The organism is Nocardioides sp. GY 10113 (assembly GCF_004919105.1).
GTDB lineage: Bacteria > Actinomycetota > Actinomycetes > Propionibacteriales > Nocardioidaceae > Nocardioides.
Window position 1 is genome coordinate 251,319 of sequence record NZ_STGK01000003.1, and the last position, 18,100, is coordinate 269,418.

Consider the following 18,100-nt stretch of genomic DNA (forward strand, 5'->3'; position numbering starts at 1 on the left):
GCGACACGTCCGAACCCGTCCCTAGCGTCGTGCGCATGACGATCACACGACGCTTGCGACGACGGATTCGCTGCCGGGTGAAGCACGGGTCGTCCTGCCCGCACACGAGCTGGTACCACCGGTAGGACTGTTTGGTTGGTGGTGGTTTCGAGGCTCGCTTCGCTCGCACCTCAACCACCGGCAGTGCTCGGCTTCGCTCGCACCTCAACGACCGGGCCGGCGGGCCGGGTTACTCCTTGCCGGCTGACTGCTTCTCGATCTCCGCGACCGTCGGGGCGCCGAACATCGGCATCCCCTCGGTCTTGCGGATCAGGCCCCAGACCAGCGGCACCAGGATGATCATCGCCAGGCCGACCAGGCCGACCAGCTCGGGGTGGGTCTCCTCCTTGCCCAGCGGCGCCCAGCCGGCCTTGTCCAGCAGCGCGACGCCGGACATCGTCAGCACCACCACGATGCCGCGACGGATGTAGGACTGCGGCACGAGCGGGGCGATCCGGCTGCCCAGCAGGGTGCCGGGCACCGAGCCGACGATCAGCGGGATCGCGATCGACCAGTCCAGCCCGTGGATCGCGATGTTGGCGACCGCGGCGGCCAGCACCAGCGGCACCGCCTGCACCAGGTCGGTGCCGACCAGCTTCACGGCCGACAGGCCGGGGTAGAGCATCAGCAGCGCGATCATGATCACCGAGCCCGACCCGACGCTGGTCACGCCGACCAGCAGGCCGCCGAGCATGCCGACCAGCAGCGTCGGGATCGGGCGGATCCTCGGATCCGGGTCGCCGGTCGAGCCGCCGCGACGGACCTGGCGCAGCCCGACGTACAGGCGCAGGGCGTACGTCGCCGCCGCGAACAGCAGCGCGAAGCCGATCGCCAGCTTCAGCACGTGGTCCAGGTCCTCGGGTGAGTCGGTCAGCGTCTTCACCATGTACGGCCCCAGGAACGCCATCGGCACCGACCCCGCGATCAGCCAGCCGGCCAGCCTGAAGTTCGGCGAGCCGTGCTTGGCGTGCACGGCGGCGCCGCCGGTCTTGTAGACCGCGGCCGCGGTCAGGTCGGCGGTGACCACCGTCGCCGCCTCGCCGCCGCCGACGCCGAGGAAGATCAGCGCGGGCGTCATCAGGGCGCCGCCGCCCATGCCGGTCAGGCCGACCACGATGCCGACCACGAAGCCGGCCGTGACGATGGCCAGTGCGGTCAGCGTGAGCATCTCGTTCATGCCCGGACCTCCGTCGCGAGCCGGGGGAGCACGGCGGCCAGCAGCCCGTCGATCTGGTCCGCTGCCGCGTCGGCGGCCTCGCGGCCGCGGCGGTACGGGTCCTTCACGTCCATCGCCTCGGTGGCGGTGGCCCGGTGCTGCCCGACCGCGGCCACCAGGTCGAGGCCGGTCAGGTCGTCCTCCACGCGTTCCAGCGATGCCGCCAGCTGGCCCAGGGAGAAGGTCTTGCGGAACGCGCCGGGCACCTCGTCCAGCACGAACTGGCGGTGGCTGGCCTCGGCGGTGATCACCAGGTCCGCCGCCGCGACCAGGTCGCGGGTCAGCGGGCGGCTGCGGAACGCCTCGATCGCGGCGCCGTCGACGCCGCGGTCGCGCAGGACCCCGGCCATCGTGGCGTCCACCGGGTGCGCGTCGAAGCCGTGCGTCCCGGCGCTGGCGAACTCGATGCCCGAGCCGGCTGCGCGCTGGCGGGCGCTGAGGTCCATGTAGGGGGAGCGGCAGATGTTGGCGGTGCAGACGAAGAGGACCCGAAGGGGGGTGGTGGTTTCGAGGCTCGCTTCGCTGCGCACCTCGGCCACCGGGTCGGCCGCCATCGCCGAGGGCGGGTGGACGCGGGCGGCGGGGGCCAGGTCGTCGCCGGTGAGGTCGAGGTAGCCCGACTCCTTCAGTGCGACCAGGACGTCGTCCAGCGCCTCGTCGATGGTGCGGCCGGTGGTGTCCACCCGCACGTCGGCGTCCTCGGGCTCCTCGTACGGCGAGGAGATGCCGGTGAACTCGGGGATCTCCCCGCGCCGGGCCTTGGCGTAGAGGCCCTTGCGGTCGCGCCGCTCGCACTCCTCCAACGGGGTGGCCACGTGCACCAGGAAGAAGGCGCCGCCGGCGTCCGCGACGTACTCCCGGACCTGCTGCCGGGTCTCGTCGAACGGAGCGATCGGGCTGCAGACCGCGACCCCGCCGTGGCGGGCGATCTCGGCGGCGACCCAGCCGATCCGGCGGATGTTGGTCTCCCGGTCGGCCTTCGAGAAGGTGAGCCCGGCCGACAGGTTGCGGCGCACCACGTCGCCGTCGAGGCTGGTCAGCGACCGCCCGCCGCGCTCGAGCAGGCGGTCCATCAGGGCCTGCGCCAGCGTCGACTTGCCGCTGCCGGAGAGGCCGGTGAAGAAGAGGACCAGGCCCTGCGCGGCCTTTGGCGGCTGCTCGGCGGCGACCACCTCGGCCACCGCGGGCGCCAGGCTGCCGCCGGCGGCCAGGGTCAGCACCGCGTCCTCCCCGGCGTACGCCGCCACGACCCGCGCGCGCAGCGCGGCGTCACCGGCGGGGTCGCCGTGGTCGGCCAGCGGTACGGCGACCACCTCGGCGTCCAGGCCGGCGGTGGCGACCAGGGTCGCGCGCAGCAGCCCGACGGCGCTCAGTGAGGAGGTGCCGCGGCCGACCAGCGCCAGCAGCAGCACCGGACCGGCGGCGGCCAGCTGGTCGCGCTGGGCGTCGGTGAGGGGCGCGGTGACCACGACGACGGTACGGCCGGCGTACGCCTCGCGGGTCTGTGCGGGGGAGAGGTACAGGCGGCGGAAGGGCCCGTACTGGGCGTGGGTGAGCGGGGTGACCGCCAGGCCGTCGCCGTCCGCGGCGACGGTCGCCAGGGGCAGGCCCTCGGGGTCGACGAGCTCGACGGCTCCGCCCTCGGCCAGCGCCTGGGTCAGCTCCGCGGGGAGGTCGAGGGTGACCGGGCTGCCCGGACGGTTGAAGCCCTCGGCCGCGGGGAGGGCGCCGCTGGAGAGGAGCTCCAGGTCGTCCAGCTCGCGGGGGGTGGGGCAGTGCTGCGGCGTGGCGGGAGGGGTCACGGGCAGCATCTTGCCAAATAAAGTCAAGTCACTCGTCTTTCGCGACGACCTCGGCACCCCGTGTGAACCGGATCACCGGTCGAGCGCTTGCAATTGCAAGCAAATGCAAGCAGGCTGGAAGCATGGTGAAGGGAAAGGTCGGGCAGGCCGTCGGCTCGCTCGGTGAGTATCTCAGGGAGCAGCGGCTCGCCAGCCGCCTCTCCTTGAGGCAGCTCGCCGACCTCGCCGGCGTCTCCAACCCCTACCTCAGCCAGATCGAGCGCGGGCTGCGCAAGCCGTCCGCCGAGGTGCTCGGCCAGCTCGCCAAGGCGCTGCGGATCTCCGCGGGCCAGCTCTACGTGCGCGCCGGCATCCTCAGCCCCGACGAGGCTCCCGCCGGCGCCGTCGAGATCGCGATCCTCGCCGACGACGACCTCACCGAGCGGCAGAAGCAGTCGCTGCTCGACGTCTACACCTCGTTCCTGGCGCTCAATGCCGCTGAGAACCCGACCGACACCGGGAGCACCGACGCTCCCCATCCACCCGACGAGCTCGCAGATCGGGTCTCCGACCTCGTCGCCCCAGAACCAACCGAGAACCCGACAGAAGGGTGATGACAATGCCGAAGCTGGACCTCCCGAAGTTCGAGCTGCCCAAGATCGACCTCACGAAGGTCGACCTGTCCAAGGTGGAGCTGCCGAAGATCGACCTCGCCACCGTCGAGGTGCCCGCCGCGGCCGCCAAGCCGATCTACGCCTACGTCGGTGCCGCCGACCTGCTGCTGCAGGCCGTCGTCGCCTACGTCGCCGGCCTCCAGGGCAAGGCGACCACCGTCGTCGCCGACGCGCAGAAGTCCGTCAAGGACTTCGAGCTGCCCGCGGCCAAGGACGTGGCCAAGGATGTGCAGGGCAAGGCCACCGCCACGCTGGCCGAGCGCCGCGCCAAGATCGAGGCCAAGTTCGCCGAGCTCCAGGCCGAGGCCAAGGCGCTGCCGACCAAGGTGCAGACCACGGCGAAGGCTCAGTACGACGAGGGCGTGGCCACCGTGAAGGGTCGCTACGACGAGGGCGTCGCCACCGTCAAGGCCGCCTACGGCGACAACGTCTCGACCGCCACCTCCGCCTACGCCGACCTCGCCAAGCGCGGCGAGGCGCTCGTGGTCAAGTTCCGCGGCGGTGCCGCGGCCGCCGCCGAGGACGCGGTGGAGGCGGTCGTGGAGGCCGTCGAGCCGGTGATCGAGGCCGTCGAGCCCACCCCGGCCGAGAAGGCCCAGGCCACCAAGACGGTGAAGAAGACGGCCGCCAAGAAGGCGCCGGCGAAGAAGGCCGCACCGGCCAAGAAGGCCGCCGCGAAGAAGGCCCCCGCCAAGAAGGCCCCGGCGAAGAAGGCGTCGGCCGAGCCGACCCTGCCGATCGACGGCGACGCCTGACGCTCCTGCCGACTGGCGCACCGCTGGAAAAAGCCTCGCGGCCCCTGGGTGACCCCGGGGGCCGCGAGGCTTTTCGCCCGATAGGATCGAGCCACCATGAATGGGATGATTCCGACGATCGGACCCGTCGAGCCCTGGGTCGACGTGACTGTCTGGTTCGTCCTCCTCGTCGTCAAGATCTTCGCCTTCTCCAACTCCCTGCTGTACCCGGGGGAGGCGTACGACGCGGCCGGCAAGCTCAACAAGACGACCTGGTGCCTGCTGCTCGGCGTCGCGGTCGTGCTGGCGGTGATCCCGATCCCGCTCGCCATCGTCAACCTGGCGATGACCGTGGTCGCGCTGGTCTACCTCGCCGACGTGCGGCCGGCGCTCGCCGGTCTGCGGCGGCGGTAGCGGCGCGGCGGTCGCGCTGGTTGGTGGTTTCGAGGCTCCTCGCTAGCGCTCGTCGCACCTCAACCACCGGGGCCCGGTCACTCCGCGAGGTAGGCCTCCAGCGCCTCGCCGGCGTCGACGGGCTCGAAGCCCGTCGCGGTGATCTTCTCCAGGCTCAGCACGCTGAACCGGGGCCGCGGCGCCATCGACCTGCCGGCGCCGTACTCCTCGGTGCTCACCGGGGTCACGTCGTCGGCCGAGCGGCCGCTCAGCTCGAAGACCCGCGCCGCGATCTGCGCCCAGGACTGCGGGGCGCCGCCGTTGGTCACGTTGTAGACGCCGTACGCCGGGCGGGTCTCCAGCAGGTGCTTCGTGGCCCGGGCCAGCTCGGCGGTGAAGGTGAGGCGGCCGACCTGGTCGGCGACCACGGTGGGGGAGACCCCGCCCTCGGCCAGGCGGCGCATGGTGCGCACGAAGTTGCCGCCCTCGCCGATCACCCACGAGGTGCGCAGCACGTAGTGGCGCCGGGCGCCGGTGACGGCGAGGTCGCCGGCCGCCTTCGACTGGCCGTAGACGCCCAGCGGCGCGACCGGGTCGTCCTCGGCGTGGCCGCCGTCGCGCGGCTCCCCGTCGAAGACGTAGTCGGTGGAGTAGTGGACCAGCGTCAGGCCGTGCTCGTCCGCGATCCGGGCCAGCGCCGCCGGCGCCGCCGCGTTCGCGGCCCAGGCCGCCCGGCGCCCCTCGGGCTCCTCCGCGGCGTCCACCGCGGTGTGCGCGGCCGCGTTGAGGATCGTGTCGTACTCCGCCCACGGCCAGGCTGCCAGCGCCGCCGGGTCGGCGACGTCGAGCGTCGCCCGGTCCGCGACCTCGGCGTCGGGGAACGCCGCCGCGAGCGCGCGGCCCAGCTGGCCGCCGCCCCCGAGGATCAGGGTGCGCCGCGGCGCCACCGGGGTGACCTCGTCCAGGCGCGGGTTGTGGTGGTCCTTCTCCGAGATCTCCACCTCGGGTGCGTCCAGCGGGATCGGCCAGTCGATCGCGGCGGTCTCGTCGGCCAGGTGCAGGGCCGGGTAGGCGAGGCCGGGGCGCCAGTGGTCGTTGACCAGGTAGGAGTAGAGGGTGCCGTCCTCCAGCGCCTGGTAGGAGTTGCCCACCCCGCGCGGTACGTACACGGCCGTCTCCGGACCGAGCTCGATGCTGAACGTCGCCCCGAACGACTCGCCGGCGCGCATGTCGACCCAGGCCGCGAAGACGCGGCCGGTGGCCACCGAGACGAACTTGTCCCACGGCTCGGTGTGGATGCCGCGGGTCGCGCCGCGCCGGGCGTTGAACGACATGTTGTTCTGCACCGGGCCGAAGTCGGGCAGGCCGAGCGCGACCATCTTCTCCCGCTGCCAGTTCTCCTTGAACCAGCCCCGGTGATCGCGGTGCACCGGGAGGGTGACCACCAGCAGGCCGGGGATCGGCGTCGACGTCACCGCCAGGTCGTCGGCCCCCACGGTCACTGACCCTTCGCGGCGTACGACGACTCGACGGCCTCCTTGGCGGGGCGCCACCAGGCCTCGTTCTCCCGGTACCAGTCGATGGTCCGGGCCAGGCCGTCGGCGAAGTCGCCGTACTGCGGGGTCCAGCCGAGCTCCTCGCGCAGCTTCGTGGAGTCGATCGCGTAGCGCAGGTCGTGGCCCGCGCGGTCGGTGACGTGGTCGAAGTCGTCCTCAGCGTGGCCGAGGATGCCGAGGATCATCCTCACGACCTCGAGGTTCGACTTCTCCCCGTCGGCGCCGATCAGGTAGGTCTCGCCGATCCGGCCCGCCTCCAGGATCCGCAGCACCGCGGAGGAGTGGTCCTCGGTGTGGATCCAGTCGCGCACGTTGGCGCCGGCGCCGTACAGCTTGACCCGGCCGCCGGCGAGCAGGTTGGTGATCTGGCGGGGGATGAACTTCTCGATGTGCTGCCAGGGCCCGTAGTTGTTGGAGCAGTTCGAGATGGTCGCCTGCACGCCGAAGGAGCGCACCCACGCGCGGACCAGGTGGTCCGAGCCGGCCTTGGAGGCCGAGTAGGGGCTGCTCGGGCGGTACGGCGTGGCCTCGGTGAACTTGGCCGGGTCGTCCAGCTCCAGGTCGCCGTAGACCTCGTCGGTGGAGACGTGGTGGAAGCGCGCGCCGGTGCGGCGGACCGCCTCCAGCAGTGTGAAGGTGCCGATCAGGTTGGTCTGGATGAACGGCGAGGGGTCGCTGAGCGAGTTGTCGTTGTGCGACTCCGCCGCGTAGTGCACGACCGCGTCGTGCGCCTCGACCAGCGGGTCCACGACCGCGGCGTCGGCGATGTCGCCGACGACCAGGGAGACCCGGCTCTCCGGGAGGCCGGCGAGCGACTCCCGGCTCGCGGCGTAGGTCATCTTGTCCAGTACCGTGACCTGGGCGTCCGTGTGGTGGACCAGGTGGTGGACGAAGTTCGAGCCGATGAAACCGGCGCCGCCGGTGACGAGGATGCGCTGCACCCGGACACGATAGGCGGGACACTGGGTGCCCGACCAAGCAACGTCACGCAAGCGGAAGTGGGATTCATCATGCGCGGGATCATCCTGGCCGGCGGTACGGGCAGCAGGCTGCACCCGATCACCCACGCGATCAGCAAGCAGCTGATGCCGATCTACGACAAGCCGATGATCTACTACCCGCTCTCCACGCTGATGCTGGCCGGGATCGACGAGGTGCTGGTGATCACCACGCCGCACGAGGCCGAGCAGTTCCGGCGCCTGCTCGGTGACGGGTCGCAGTTCGGCATCGCGATCACCTACGCCGTGCAGCCCTCGCCGGACGGCCTGGCCCAGGCGTTCGTGATCGGCGAGTCCCACCTGGCGGGCGGTCCGGCCGGCCTCGTGCTCGGCGACAACATCTTCTACGGCTCCGGCATGGGCACCCAGCTGCGCCGCTTCGAGCACCTCGACGGGGCGGCGGTCTTCGGGTATCGGGTGGCCGACCCGACGGCGTACGGCGTGGTCGAGTTCGACGCGGACGGCCGGGCGCTCTCGCTGGAGGAGAAGCCGGAGAAGCCGAAGAGCCACTACGCGGTGCCCGGCCTCTACTTCTACGACGGCGAGGTGACCGAGCGGGCCAAGGCGCTCAAGCCCTCGGCGCGCGGGGAGCTGGAGATCACCGACCTGAACCGCACCTACCTCGAGGAGGGCCGGCTCCAGGTCGACATCCTGCCCCGGGGCACGGCCTGGCTCGACACCGGCACGTTCGACGACCTCAACGACGCCAGCAACTTCGTCCGCGCGCTGGAGAAGCGGCAGGGGATGAAGGTCGGCGCGCCCGAGGAGATCGCCTGGCGGATGGGCTACATCGACGACGACCGGCTCGTCGAGCTGGCGCAGCCGCTGCTCAAGAGCGGGTACGGGCGGTACCTGCTGGAGCTGCTCGACGAGTGAGGCGGCGGCCCCCGGCGCTCAGTAGGCGCCGGAGGAGCCGACGACCGCGCGGAACGTGCGGGCCAGGATCGAGAGGTCCTGCATCATCGACCAGTTGTCGACGTAGAAGAGGTCGAGGCGGCGGGCCTCCTCGGCGGAGAGGTCGTTGCGGCCCGAGACCTGCCACAGGCCGGTCATGCCGGGCCGGACCAGCAGGCGGCGCTCCATGCCGCGCTCGTAGAGGTCGACCTCGGCCTGCACCTGGGGCCGGGGGCCGACCAGGCTCATCTCGCCGCGGACCACGTTGAGCAGCTGGGGGATCTCGTCGATCGAGTAGCGGCGCAGCCACCGGCCGGGCTTCGTGATCCGGGGGTCGTCCTTCATCTTGAACAGCAACGCGCTCTGGCCGGTCTGCTCCTGGAGGTCCTTCACCATCGCCTCGGCGTCGGGGACCATCGTGCGGAACTTGAAGCAGGCGAACGGCTGGCCGTCGCGGCCGATCCGCTGGTGGCTGAAGAGCACCGGGCCGCGGTCCGCGATCCAGATCCGCGCCGCCACGAAGGCCAGCAGCGGCGAGAACGCGAGCAGCAGCGCCAGCGAGCCGACCAGGTCGAACACGCGCTTGCCGAGTCGCGAGGCGTCGGCCCAGGTCGGGTGGCCGACGTGGATCACCGGCAGCCCGCCGATCGGGCGCACCGTGATCCGCTCCTGGGAGATGTCGGTGACGCTGGGCACGATCGCCACGTGGATGCCGTGCTCCTCGAGCGCCCAGATCGTCTCGCGCAGCTCCTGGCCCGACGTGGTGCCGCCGGCGAAGAGGATAGTGTCGGTCCCGCTCGCCTGGGCGATCAGCACCGCGTCGGCGGAGTCGCCGATGATCGGTACGCCGGTGCCGGTCTCCGGGCGGTCGGCGTACTCGGTCGGCACGACGGCGCCGATCACCGAGAAGCCCAGCCACGGCTTGGCGGTGAGCACGCCGCTGACCTCGTCGATCTGAGCCGGCGAGCCGGCCATCAGCACCCGCACCTGCAGGTGACCCCGGCGTCGTACCGCGTGCAGGCCGCGGCGGACGGCGAAGCGGCCCAGGCAGAGCAGCGGGATGCCGACCGCGAAGGTCAGCAGGAAGAAGCCGCGGGAGAGCTGGTACTTCACGAGGTAGCAGCCGATGCCGACGGCGGCGGCCGTGATCAGTCCGGCCCGCGCGACGCGCAGGTACTCCTCGGTGCCGCTGCCCAGGAGCATCCGGTCGTAGGCGCCGACGATCGCGCTGACCGCGATCCAGCCGAAGAGCACCAGGTAGCCGGCGGGGGAGAGGACCTGGGGCGCCTGGTAAGGGTTGGGCAGGAACTCCAGCCACCCCCGACCGAAGGTCGCGATCGCGGCGGTGGCGGCCAGGAGCGCCAGGTCGCTGATCAGGGGCGCGGCCGGGAGCAGTCGAAGTCCGGTGTTGCCCGCCGCGCCCGTGAACTGGCGCGTGCGCTCCGACATAGCCGTCAAGGCCGTCCCCCTGCTACCTGCTGTCCCCGAGTTCCCCACGAACTCCGGTCCGGATGCTCTCACTCATTGACAGAGGAATTACTCAGTTTTCGGGATGTCAGTCGATGTGATCTGGCTTAAATATCCGACCCAGTGGCTTCGAGGCTTCCGTCGAGGCCCGCAAGCTCGCACATCAACCACCGCCTGGTCTAGACCTCAGTAGGGGCCGGAGGCTCCGAACACCGCGTCGACGGTGCGGCCGAGGATCTTCAGGTCCTTCATCATCGACCAGTTGTCGACGTAGAAGAGGTCGAGGCGGCGGGCCTCGTCGGCGGAGAGGTCGTTGTGACCGGCGACCTGCCACAGGCCGGTCATGCCGGGCGGACGAGGAGGCGGTGCTCCCTGCCGCCCTCGTAGAGGGCGACCTCGGCCTGCACCTGCGGGCGCGGGCCGACCAGGCTCATGTCGCCCTTCAGGACGTTGAAGAGCTGGGGCAGCTCGTCGATGGAGTAGCGGCGCAGCCACCGGCCCGGCGTGGTGATCCGGGGTGTCGTCCTTTCTTGAACAGCAGTGCGCTCTGGCCGGTCTGCTCCTTCAGGTCTCTCACCATCGCCTCGGCGTCGGTGACCATGGTGCGGAACTTGAAGCACCCGAACGCGTGGCCGTGCCGGCCGATCCGACGGTGGCTGAACAGGATCGGGCCGCGGTCGTCGAGCCAGATCCGGGACGCGACGAAGGCGAAGACGGGGGATTGCGCCGATCAGCGCCAGCGGGCCGATCACGTCGGAGGCGCGCTTGCCCCAGCGGGAGGCGTCGGCCCAGGTGGGGTGGCCGACGTGGATCAGCGGGAGGCCGTCGATCGGATGCATCGAGACCCGCTCCTGCGCGATGTCGGTGATGCTCGGCGCCACCACGACGCCGACGCCCCTCTCCTCCAGGGCCCAGATCATCTGCCGCAGGTCCTCGCCGCTGGTGCAGCCCCCCGGTCACGAAGATGACGTCGGCCTCGACTGCCTCGACCGCCTCGACCGCCTCGACCGCCTCGGCCAGGCGCACCACGTCGCCGGGCCGCCGAGCACCGGCACGCCGGCCGGCCGTCTGGGCGAGGGCCTCGCCGTCGGGCACCACGGTGCCCACCACGATGTGGCCGAGCCAGGGTCGGTCGCTCAGCCCGCGCCGATCTCGTCGACCTGCCGCGGGGTGCCGTACATCAGCACCCGCATCTGCCGGTGATCGCGGCGCCGGGTGCTCTGCACTGCCTGACGCAGGGCGAAGCGGCCGATCAGCAGCCCCGCCGTACCGAGCTCGGGTTGGCTGTTGAACGGGTTCGGGAAGACCTCCAGGTACTGGCGGCCCGCGGACGAGACACCCGCCACGGCCGCGATGACCGCCACGTCGACCGCCAGCGCGGCGACCGGCATGAACCTCAGCGGCCGCAGGTGGTGCTGCATGCGCGGCGCCGTCCGCGCGCGCTCCATCATCGTCGTCACGCCAGTTCCCCCATGACAGTTCCCCCAGGAACCCTGTCGGATCCGATACCCACACGGAGCGACGTCGATGGCGAATGCGTGGGCGGTGCCGAAGGCACCTTCCCGATCCGGCGGGGCGCACGGCGCACTGTTGCTCACCGGATTCACCAATATGGGTCACGGCAACCAATCAGCGTCCAGACCGGTGTGCAGGGTGGGAGGGCGAGGCCGGTTAGGGTCCGGGGCATGAAGGTTCTCGTCACCGGCGGCGCCGGCTACCTCGGCTCCATCACGTGCAAGGCGCTCGAGGAGGCAGGCCACACCCCGGTCGTGCTCGACTCGCTGCTGGTCGGGCCGCGGGCGTTCGTCGGCGACCGCGTCTTCTACGAGGGCGACATCGCCGACCGGGCGCTGCTGCGCCGCATCGTCGCCGAGCACCCCGACCTCGAGGCGACGATCCACATGGCCGCACGGATCGTCGTACCGGAGTCGGTGGAGCTGCCCTACGAGTACTACCGCGACAACGTCGCCAAGTCGCTCGAGCTCTTCGACGAGCTGGTGGCGCTCGGCAAGCCGCGGCTGCTCTTCTCCTCGACCGCCTCGCTCTACGCGCTCAAGGACGACTTCGAGGTGCGCGAGGACGACGCCCTCTCCACCAACTCCCCGTACGCCCGCACGAAGCGGATGATGGAGCAGGTGCTGGAGGACATGGCGGTGGCGACGCCGCTGCGTGCGGTCATCCTGCGCTACTTCAACCCGATCGGCGCCGACCCGGACCTCGAGACCGGCTACCACCTCAAGGACGCCACGCACGTGGTGCCGCTGATGGCGCAGACCGCGCTCGGGCAGCGCGACGTCTTCACCATCACCGGCACCGACCTGCCCACCCGCGACGGCACCGGCATCCGCGACTACATCCACGCCTGGGACCTGGCGCGCGCGCACGTGGTCGCGGTGGAGAAGTTCGACTCCGTGCTCGCGGCCGTCGACGCCCCGTCGACCGTGATCAACATCGGCGGCGGCGACGGGGTCACCGTCCGCGAGCTGCTGGCGGCCGTCGAGCGGGTCGTCGGCCGACCGGTCCCGGTGCGCGAGGCGCCCTCGCGGCCGGGCGACGCCGTCGGCGCGTTCGCCAACGCCGACAAGGCCTACGAGCTGCTCGGCTGGAAGACCGAGCTGACGCTCGACGACGCGATCGCCTCCGCGCTGGCCTGGGGCGAGAAGCGCAAGGCGATCCTCGGCTACGACTGAGCTGACCTGATCCGGCCTGACCTGACTGACCTGACCGACTGATCTGCCGAGGGCGGCGTGGTGAGCTCCAGCCGACGCGACCGCCGGGTGCTGGCCGGCGGGATCGCCGCGATCGTGGTCGCGGTGGTGGTGGCCGTCGCTGCCGCGCTGTGGACGACCGCCGGGCCGGTCGACCGGGCGCCGGTGGCCTCGCCGACGGCGTCGGCGCTGCCGTCGGTCGCGGTGTCGGGTGCTGCGTCGGCTCCGGCCTCCCGCCGTACGGCGGAGGTGGTGACGCCCAGCCCGGCCGCGCCGCTGGAGCCGCTGCCGGAGCCGACCTCCGCGCCGGGGGCGCCCGCGTCCGTGCCGGCCCCGCCGGCCGGCGGACGGTCGCTGGCCGGGCGGGTGATCGTGATCGACCCCGGCCACCAGCTGGGCAACTCCCGGTTCCCCGCGCAGGTCAACGCCAGCGTCGACGCCGGCGGGTTCACCAAGGCCTGCAACACGACCGGCACCGCCACCGACGGCGGCTACCCGGAGGCGACGTTCGCCTGGGAGGTCGCGGTGCTGATGCGCGAGGAGCTCGAGGCGGCCGGCGCGACGGTCGTGCTCACCCGATCCAGCAACAGCGCGTCCGCCTGGGGCCCGTGCATCGACGAGCGCGGTCGGATCGGCAACCCGGGGTGGTCCGGCCCCACCGCCGACCTCGAGATCAGCCTGCACGGCGACGGCAACCTCTCCGCGGGAGCGCGCGGCTTCCACGTCATCGCCCCGGAGTCGCGCGCCGGGTGGACCGACGACATCGCGGCGCCCTCGCTGGTGCTGGCGCGGGCGGTGCGCGACGGGCTGCTCGGCGTCGGGGTGCCGGTGTCGACGTACCTCGGGGTCGACGGCCTGGACGTGCGGGGGGACCTGGGCACCCTGAACTGGTCCGACAAGCCGACCGTGATGGTCGAGCTGGGCAACATGCGGGACCCGGGGGACGCGGCGCTGATGACGTCGGCCGCCGGGCGGCGTACCTATGCGGTGGGCGTGGTCGCCGGGGTCACGCGGTTCCTGGGGTAGGCGTCGCCGGCGGCGCCCGCCGCGTCGGTAGGGTCGCCGCATGGCAGCCGTCCACCCCGCGCCAGCAGTCCGCACGGCGCACTGGGACGACTGGACCCTCGACGACCTGCGTGCGCTCAAGGGGACGCAGCGGGTCAGCCTCGTCGTACCGGCGCGCAACGAGGCCGCCACGGTCGGCTCCGTCGTCGGACGGGTCCGCGAGGCCCTGGTGGAGACCGTCGACCTGCTCGACGAGATCGTCGTCATCGACAGCGACTCCACCGACGCGACGTACGCCGTCGCCGAGGAGGCGGGTGCGCGGGTGCACCGCGCCTCCGAGATCCGGTCCGAGCTCGGCGCGCGCCCCGGCAAGGGCGAGGCGATGTGGAAGTCGCTCTTCGTCACCACCGGCGACCTGGTCGTCTTCATGGACGCCGACCTGCTCGACTGGGACACCCACTTCGTGCCCGGCCTGCTCGGCCCGCTGCTCGAGCCCGACTCGCCCGTCGCGCTGGTCAAGGGGTTCTACGAGCGGCCCGGCGTCGGCGGCGGGCTGGAGGGCGGACGGGTCACCGAGCTCGTCGCCCGGCCCCTGATCGCTCTGCTCTTCCCCGAGCTCGCCGGGCTGGTGCAGCCGCTGGCCGGGGAGTGGGCGATCCGGCGCTCGCTCTTCGCGCGGCTGGCCGTGCCGACCGGGTACGCCGTGGAGCTGGCCGCCCTCGTCGACACGGCGCGGCTGCTCGGTCCCGCGGCGCTGGCGCAGGTCGACCTCGGGGTGCGCGCGCACCGGCACCAGGCGCTGCGTGACCTCGGCGGGATGGCCACCCAGATCCTGGCGGCCGCGCTGGCCCGCGCCGGTGCTGTCGGGGCCGGTGTCGAGGCGGCGGAGGTGCTGCTGCGACAGTTCGGGGCCGAGGCTGGCGGGCGACCGCTGGACCGGGCGGTGCCGATCGACGAACGACCACCTGCGGAGGAGTACCTGTGAGCGTTGCGGCCAGTCCGATGCGGTTCGGGCGCCACCGGTTCGACGCCGACGCCAGCCTGATGATGGCGATCGTCAACCGGACCCCCGACTCGTTCTTCGACCAGGGCGCCACCTGGGCCGAGGACGCCGCGTTCGCCCGCGTCGCCGAGGTGGTCGCGCAGGGCGCCGAGATCGTCGACATCGGCGGCATCAAGGCCGCGCCCGGCGTCGAGATCGGACCCGCCGAGGAGAAGGCGCGGGTCGTCGACTTCGTCGCACGGGTCCGCGAGCACTTCCCGGAGGTCGTGATCTCCGTCGACACCTGGCGGGCCGAGGTCGGGGACGCGGTCTGCTCGGCTGGAGCGGACATCCTCAACGACGCCTGGGGCGGCGCCGACCCCGAGCTCGTCGACGTCGCGGCGGCGTACGACGTCGGGATCGTGTGCACCCACACCGGCGGTGCGACGCCGCGGACGCGGCCCTACCGGGTCGAGTACGACGACGTGATGGCCTCGGTGCTCGCCGACACCCTGGGGTACGCGTCGCGGGCGCTGGAGGCGGGCGTGGCGCGCGAGTCGATCCTGATCGACCCCGCGCACGACTTCGGCAAGAACACCTTCCACTCCCTCGAGGTGACCCGGCGGCTGGGGGAGATGGTCGAGACCGGGTGGCCGGTGCTGGTCTCGCTCTCCAACAAGGACTTCGTCGGGGAGTCGCTCGGGCTGCCGGTGGGACAGCGGCTGGTCGGCACGCTCGCCGCGACCTCGCTGTGCGCGCTGGCCGGGGCGCGGGTCTACCGCGTGCACCAGGTGGTGGAGACGCGGGAGACCGTCGACATGGTCGCCACCATCGCCGGGCGGCGGGCGCCGCTGCGGGCGATCCGGGGGATCCAGTGAGCGCCGGTCTGCCGGGGCTGCCGGGGCTGCCGGTGGGGCTGCCGGTGGGGCTGCCGGTGGCGTTGGTGCCGGGGGTGCGGGCGCTGCTGCCGCGGTACGCGTCCATCGAGGACCCGGTGGCCGAGCTGCGCGCCGCGTGCCTGAAGGTCGTCGGCGGCCTGGGGCCGCGGGTCGCCGTGATCGCCTCGGACGCCTCCGGGGGGTCCGGGCGGGAGGTCGGCGAGGCGCTGGTCGCCGCCGCCGGGGCCGAGTCGTGTGCCCCAGACCCCGCTATGGGTCGGTCTCAGGCACACGACCCCATCAGCGGCGTGCTGGTGGTCGGCAACGGGTCGGCCAAGCGCACCGAGAAGGCGCCCGGCCACCTCGACGAACGTGCCGAGGCCTTCGACGACGCGCTGCTCGCGGCGGTGCGGACCCTGGACTTCTCCGCGATCGACGCCGACCTCGCGGCCGAGCTGTGGGCCGACGTCGAGGCGATGCGCTGCCTGCCCGAGCTGGTCGCCCGCGGCTCGGGTGGAGACGCCGACGGCAATGTGTCGGGACCCGCGGAGATCCTTTACCGGGACGCGCCGTACGGCGTGGCCTACTGTGTGGCCCGCTGGGCACCGGCGCCCGACGTGTCGGCGTGAGGTCGTCCTGCGCGAGGTGGGCGTGAGAGGGGTACGGCGATGAGCCTGATGGCGCTCGGTGGGTTCCTCGTCGTCGTCGGCGCCTGCGACCTGCTGCGCTTCGACCGCGACGCCGTGAGCCCGCGCCGGCTGGCCGCGATCCTGGCCGCGGGTGCGGTGCTGCTCGCGCTCTTCCTCGCCTGGGCCGGCGACTCGTTCGGTCGCGGACTCGTGCTCTTCCTCGGCCTCTTCGCCGGGTTCGCGCTGTGGGTCGTCGCCTCGTCGGCGGCCCTCACGCAAGGCGGGGCGCACGTCCGCCGGTGGCGCGCGGCCGCCTTCTCCGGGCTCGCGCTCGGCGCCGCGGTGGGGCTCCTCGGCGTCGGTGCGCTGGAGGAGTGGGTCGAGTGGCCCGCGCGCATGGACTCGACCGTCTTCGCGCACTGGCCCGCTGCGGACGTCACCGTCTCCGCCGGCGCCGTGCTGCTGCAGCTGGCCACCGGCAACCTGATCGTCCGGCTGGTGCTCGACGCGGTCGGCGTACCGGCGGTCACGAACGAGAAGAAGCTCAAGGGTGGGCGGCTGCTCGGACCGATGGAGCGGATCTTCATCGTCGGGCTCGGCCACATCGGCGAGGTCACCGCGGCCGCGATCGTCGTCGCCGCCAAGGGGCTGCTCCGCTTCCCCGAGCTGAACGCCAGCGCGAAGGCCGGGCCCAGCGACGTCACGGAGTACTTCCTCATCGGCTCCTTCGCCAGCTGGCTGATCGGCCTGGCCGGCGTCTCGCTGATCTATCTCGCCTGATCCCGCCTGATCCCGCCTGATCCCGTCTGATCTCGCCTGGCCGGCCCCCGCCCGCGGCGGCGTCCGGGCGTCGTACCCTCGGGGCCGTGGCTGACACCTCCGCTGACCTGCTGATCCACCGCAACCGCCTCGGTGAGGGGGTCCTCGAGGTCACCTTCAACCGGCCCGAGCGGCGCAACGCCTTCACGAAGGCGATGTACGCCGAGATGCGCGCCCTGTGGGAGGCGACCGCCGCCGACCGGTCGGTGCGGGTGGTGGTGCTGCGCGGCGCCGGAGGCAAGGCGTTCGCGGCCGGCAACGAGATCTCCGACTTCCTCGAGGCCGACGCGGTCGACTACGAGAACTGGATCCGGGAGATGTTCGACCGGCTCTGGTCGCTGCCGCAGGTCACCATCGCCGCCGTCGACGGCGTCTGCGTCGGCGGCGGGCTCGCCGTGGCCACGCACTGCGACCTGCGGGTGGCGACGACGGCGTCGCGGTTCGGGTACCCGATCGCGCGGACCCTCGGCAACGCGCTGTCCGGCACGGTGCTCTACCGCTGCCAGGCGATCTTCGGGGAGTCGCTGACCCGGGAGATGCTGCTGGCCTCCCGGCTGGTCTCCGCCGAGCGCGCCTACGCCGTGGGGGCGCTGCTGGGGGTCGTCCCCGACGCCGAGGCGCTCGAGGCCGAGCTGCGGGCGCTCGTCTCCGGGATCGTGCAGGCCTCGCCGGTCACCATCGAGACCACCAAGCGGCAGCTGCTGTCGCGGGCGCGAGGACTCGAGTCGTCGATGCCCGGCGAGCAGGACCTGCTCCGCTCGGTCTACGGCGGGCCCGACTTCGCCGAGGGCGTGCGGGCGTTCCTGGCCAAGGAGAAGCCGGCGTTCGGGGGCTGAGCGCACGACCATCGCCGCGCAGGCGGTCGCAGCCGCTGTGCCCCTGGCCACGCGCGGCCGCCGGATCCGCGCCGCGCTGCCCGATCACATCCTGTGGGACTGACCGCCGAAGCCCACTAGGGTTCGGGGCATGCTGATCCTCGCCATCATCCTGCTGGGCATGGTCGCCGGCGGTCTCGCCCAGCTGGTCCTCGGCCGTTCCTGGAGCAACATCGACTGGCCCACCGCGTTCATCGCCGGCCTGATCGGCTCGTTCGTCGGCGGCCTGCTGCTGAGCCTGCTGTTCGGCCACGGCCTGAGCATCCACCCGACCGGGCTGATCGGCTCGTTCCTCGGTGCGATCGTGGTGACGTTCGTGTGGGGTCTGTTCAGCAAGCGCGATTGAGGCTGCTGGCGGGCGCGGGATTCGCGTCGTCACATCCAGAATGGCCCCCAAATCGCGGAGAACAGGACCATTCTGGATGTGACGACGCGCCACGCGCCGGCCCCCG

The 18,100-nt window shown here is 72.2% G+C and carries 20 protein-coding genes; 12 read left to right on the forward strand and 8 right to left on the reverse strand.

Annotated features, from left to right (window positions below; genetic code table 11):
• Positions 1-229: 229 nt before the first annotated feature.
• Both E8D34_RS05575 and cysC read right to left on the reverse strand, forming a co-directional pair.
• Positions 230-1,216, reverse strand: a complete 987-nt coding sequence (locus tag E8D34_RS05575; protein WP_136593602.1) for a sulfite exporter TauE/SafE family protein — start codon at positions 1,214-1,216, stop codon at positions 230-232.
• A complete protein-coding gene (gene cysC / locus E8D34_RS05580; protein ID WP_240771124.1) occupies positions 1,213-3,057 on the reverse strand; it encodes an adenylyl-sulfate kinase in 1,845 nt (614 codons plus the stop codon). Before cysC ends, E8D34_RS05575 begins: the two co-directional genes overlap by 4 nt.
• 122 nt (positions 3,058-3,179) lie before the next feature.
• On the opposite strand from cysC, the gene E8D34_RS05585 reads away from it, so the two are divergent.
• From E8D34_RS05585 to E8D34_RS05595, 3 genes are all read left to right on the forward strand, one after another.
• On the forward strand, positions 3,180-3,650 hold the full coding sequence (locus tag E8D34_RS05585) for a helix-turn-helix transcriptional regulator (RefSeq protein WP_136593604.1): 471 nt from the start codon (positions 3,180-3,182) through the stop codon (positions 3,648-3,650).
• Between the two features lie 5 nt (positions 3,651-3,655).
• Positions 3,656-4,465 (forward strand): hypothetical protein, encoded by an 810-nt coding sequence (locus E8D34_RS05590; protein ID WP_136593605.1) that lies wholly within the window; start codon positions 3,656-3,658, stop codon positions 4,463-4,465.
• Positions 4,466-4,570: 105 nt separating this feature from the next.
• Positions 4,571-4,858 (forward strand): DUF2516 family protein, encoded by a 288-nt coding sequence (locus E8D34_RS05595; protein WP_168929342.1) that lies wholly within the window; start codon positions 4,571-4,573, stop codon positions 4,856-4,858.
• A 77-nt stretch (positions 4,859-4,935) separates the two neighbouring features.
• Here E8D34_RS05595 and E8D34_RS05600 read toward each other — a convergent pair whose 3' ends face one another.
• Positions 4,936-6,333: a bifunctional dTDP-4-dehydrorhamnose 3,5-epimerase family protein/NAD(P)-dependent oxidoreductase gene (locus E8D34_RS05600; RefSeq protein WP_136593607.1), complete on the reverse strand. Its 1,398-nt coding sequence runs from the start codon at positions 6,331-6,333 to the stop codon at positions 4,936-4,938.
• Between the two features lie 2 nt (positions 6,334-6,335).
• Positions 6,336-7,334 carry a dTDP-glucose 4,6-dehydratase gene (gene rfbB / locus E8D34_RS05605; protein WP_136593608.1) on the reverse strand — a complete coding sequence of 333 codons (999 nt, stop codon included), beginning with the start codon at positions 7,332-7,334 and terminating at the stop codon, positions 6,336-6,338.
• A 69-nt stretch (positions 7,335-7,403) separates the two neighbouring features.
• Between rfbB and rfbA the strand changes: the two genes are divergently transcribed.
• On the forward strand, positions 7,404-8,267 hold the full coding sequence (gene rfbA, locus E8D34_RS05610) for a glucose-1-phosphate thymidylyltransferase RfbA (protein ID WP_136593609.1): 864 nt from the start codon (positions 7,404-7,406) through the stop codon (positions 8,265-8,267).
• Between the two features lie 18 nt (positions 8,268-8,285).
• Here rfbA and E8D34_RS05615 read toward each other — a convergent pair whose 3' ends face one another.
• From E8D34_RS05615 to E8D34_RS05630, 4 genes are all read right to left on the reverse strand, one after another.
• Positions 8,286-9,734: a sugar transferase gene (locus E8D34_RS05615; RefSeq protein WP_136593610.1), complete on the reverse strand. Its 1,449-nt coding sequence runs from the start codon at positions 9,732-9,734 to the stop codon at positions 8,286-8,288.
• A gap of 204 nt (positions 9,735-9,938) precedes the next feature.
• On the reverse strand, positions 9,939-10,097 hold the full coding sequence (locus tag E8D34_RS05620; protein WP_136593611.1) for a sugar transferase: 159 nt from the start codon (positions 10,095-10,097) through the stop codon (positions 9,939-9,941).
• A complete protein-coding gene (locus E8D34_RS05625; RefSeq protein WP_136593612.1) occupies positions 10,094-10,672 on the reverse strand; it encodes a sugar transferase in 579 nt (192 codons plus the stop codon). The genes E8D34_RS05620 and E8D34_RS05625 overlap by 4 nt, the downstream gene beginning before the upstream one ends.
• 216 nt (positions 10,673-10,888) lie before the next feature.
• Positions 10,889-11,212, reverse strand: a complete 324-nt coding sequence (locus tag E8D34_RS05630) for a hypothetical protein (protein ID WP_136593613.1) — start codon at positions 11,210-11,212, stop codon at positions 10,889-10,891.
• Between the two features lie 225 nt (positions 11,213-11,437).
• Between E8D34_RS05630 and galE the strand changes: the two genes are divergently transcribed.
• The 8 genes from galE to E8D34_RS05670 all read left to right on the forward strand — a co-directional run bounded on the left by galE (position 11,438) and on the right by E8D34_RS05670 (position 17,994).
• Positions 11,438-12,442 carry a UDP-glucose 4-epimerase GalE gene (galE, locus tag E8D34_RS05635; RefSeq protein WP_136593614.1) on the forward strand — a complete coding sequence of 335 codons (1,005 nt, stop codon included), beginning with the start codon at positions 11,438-11,440 and terminating at the stop codon, positions 12,440-12,442.
• Between the two features lie 60 nt (positions 12,443-12,502).
• Positions 12,503-13,486, forward strand: coding sequence for an N-acetylmuramoyl-L-alanine amidase (locus tag E8D34_RS05640; protein WP_240771125.1), 984 nt, complete (start codon positions 12,503-12,505; stop codon positions 13,484-13,486).
• 40 nt (positions 13,487-13,526) lie between these two features.
• On the forward strand, positions 13,527-14,450 hold the full coding sequence (locus tag E8D34_RS05645; RefSeq protein ID WP_136593615.1) for a glucosyl-3-phosphoglycerate synthase: 924 nt from the start codon (positions 13,527-13,529) through the stop codon (positions 14,448-14,450).
• Between the two features lie 17 nt (positions 14,451-14,467).
• The gene (gene folP, locus E8D34_RS05650) at positions 14,468-15,325 is read left to right on the forward strand and encodes a dihydropteroate synthase (protein WP_136593725.1); all 858 of its coding nucleotides are present in this window, start codon (positions 14,468-14,470) and stop codon (positions 15,323-15,325) included.
• Entirely contained in the window at positions 15,322-15,954 is a 633-nt protein-coding gene (locus E8D34_RS05655; protein ID WP_240771126.1) for a hypothetical protein, read from the forward strand. Before folP ends, E8D34_RS05655 begins: the two co-directional genes overlap by 4 nt.
• Before the next feature lie 39 nt (positions 15,955-15,993).
• The gene (locus E8D34_RS05660; RefSeq protein ID WP_136593616.1) at positions 15,994-16,734 is read left to right on the forward strand and encodes a hypothetical protein; all 741 of its coding nucleotides are present in this window, start codon (positions 15,994-15,996) and stop codon (positions 16,732-16,734) included.
• 86 nt (positions 16,735-16,820) lie between these two features.
• Positions 16,821-17,609 carry an enoyl-CoA hydratase-related protein gene (locus tag E8D34_RS05665; protein WP_136593617.1) on the forward strand — a complete coding sequence of 263 codons (789 nt, stop codon included), beginning with the start codon at positions 16,821-16,823 and terminating at the stop codon, positions 17,607-17,609.
• 130 nt (positions 17,610-17,739) lie between these two features.
• Positions 17,740-17,994: a GlsB/YeaQ/YmgE family stress response membrane protein gene (locus E8D34_RS05670; RefSeq protein WP_136593618.1), complete on the forward strand. Its 255-nt coding sequence runs from the start codon at positions 17,740-17,742 to the stop codon at positions 17,992-17,994.
• The last annotated feature ends 106 nt before the right edge of the window (positions 17,995-18,100 follow it).

Excerpts from the sequence above, each read along its gene's own strand:
- E8D34_RS05575 (WP_136593602.1), bottom strand. The coding sequence starts at position 1,216 with ATGAACGAGATGCTCACGCTGACCGCACTGGCCATCGTCACGGCCGGC.
- E8D34_RS05585 (WP_136593604.1), top strand. The coding sequence starts at position 3,180 with ATGGTGAAGGGAAAGGTCGGGCAGGCCGTCGGCTCGCTCGGTGAGTAT.
- E8D34_RS05590 (WP_136593605.1), top strand. The coding sequence starts at position 3,656 with ATGCCGAAGCTGGACCTCCCGAAGTTCGAGCTGCCCAAGATCGACCTC.
- E8D34_RS05595 (WP_168929342.1), top strand. The coding sequence starts at position 4,571 with ATGATTCCGACGATCGGACCCGTCGAGCCCTGGGTCGACGTGACTGTC.
- rfbA (WP_136593609.1), top strand. The coding sequence starts at position 7,404 with ATGCGCGGGATCATCCTGGCCGGCGGTACGGGCAGCAGGCTGCACCCG.
- E8D34_RS05615 (WP_136593610.1), bottom strand. The coding sequence starts at position 9,734 with ATGTCGGAGCGCACGCGCCAGTTCACGGGCGCGGCGGGCAACACCGGA.
- E8D34_RS05620 (WP_136593611.1), bottom strand. The coding sequence starts at position 10,097 with ATGACCGGCCTGTGGCAGGTCGCCGGTCACAACGACCTCTCCGCCGAC.
- E8D34_RS05625 (WP_136593612.1), bottom strand. The coding sequence starts at position 10,672 with ATGATCTGGGCCCTGGAGGAGAGGGGCGTCGGCGTCGTGGTGGCGCCG.
- galE (WP_136593614.1), top strand. The coding sequence starts at position 11,438 with ATGAAGGTTCTCGTCACCGGCGGCGCCGGCTACCTCGGCTCCATCACG.
- E8D34_RS05645 (WP_136593615.1), top strand. The coding sequence starts at position 13,527 with ATGGCAGCCGTCCACCCCGCGCCAGCAGTCCGCACGGCGCACTGGGAC.
- folP (WP_136593725.1), top strand. The coding sequence starts at position 14,468 with ATGCGGTTCGGGCGCCACCGGTTCGACGCCGACGCCAGCCTGATGATG.
- E8D34_RS05660 (WP_136593616.1), top strand. The coding sequence starts at position 15,994 with ATGAGCCTGATGGCGCTCGGTGGGTTCCTCGTCGTCGTCGGCGCCTGC.
- E8D34_RS05670 (WP_136593618.1), top strand. The coding sequence starts at position 17,740 with ATGCTGATCCTCGCCATCATCCTGCTGGGCATGGTCGCCGGCGGTCTC.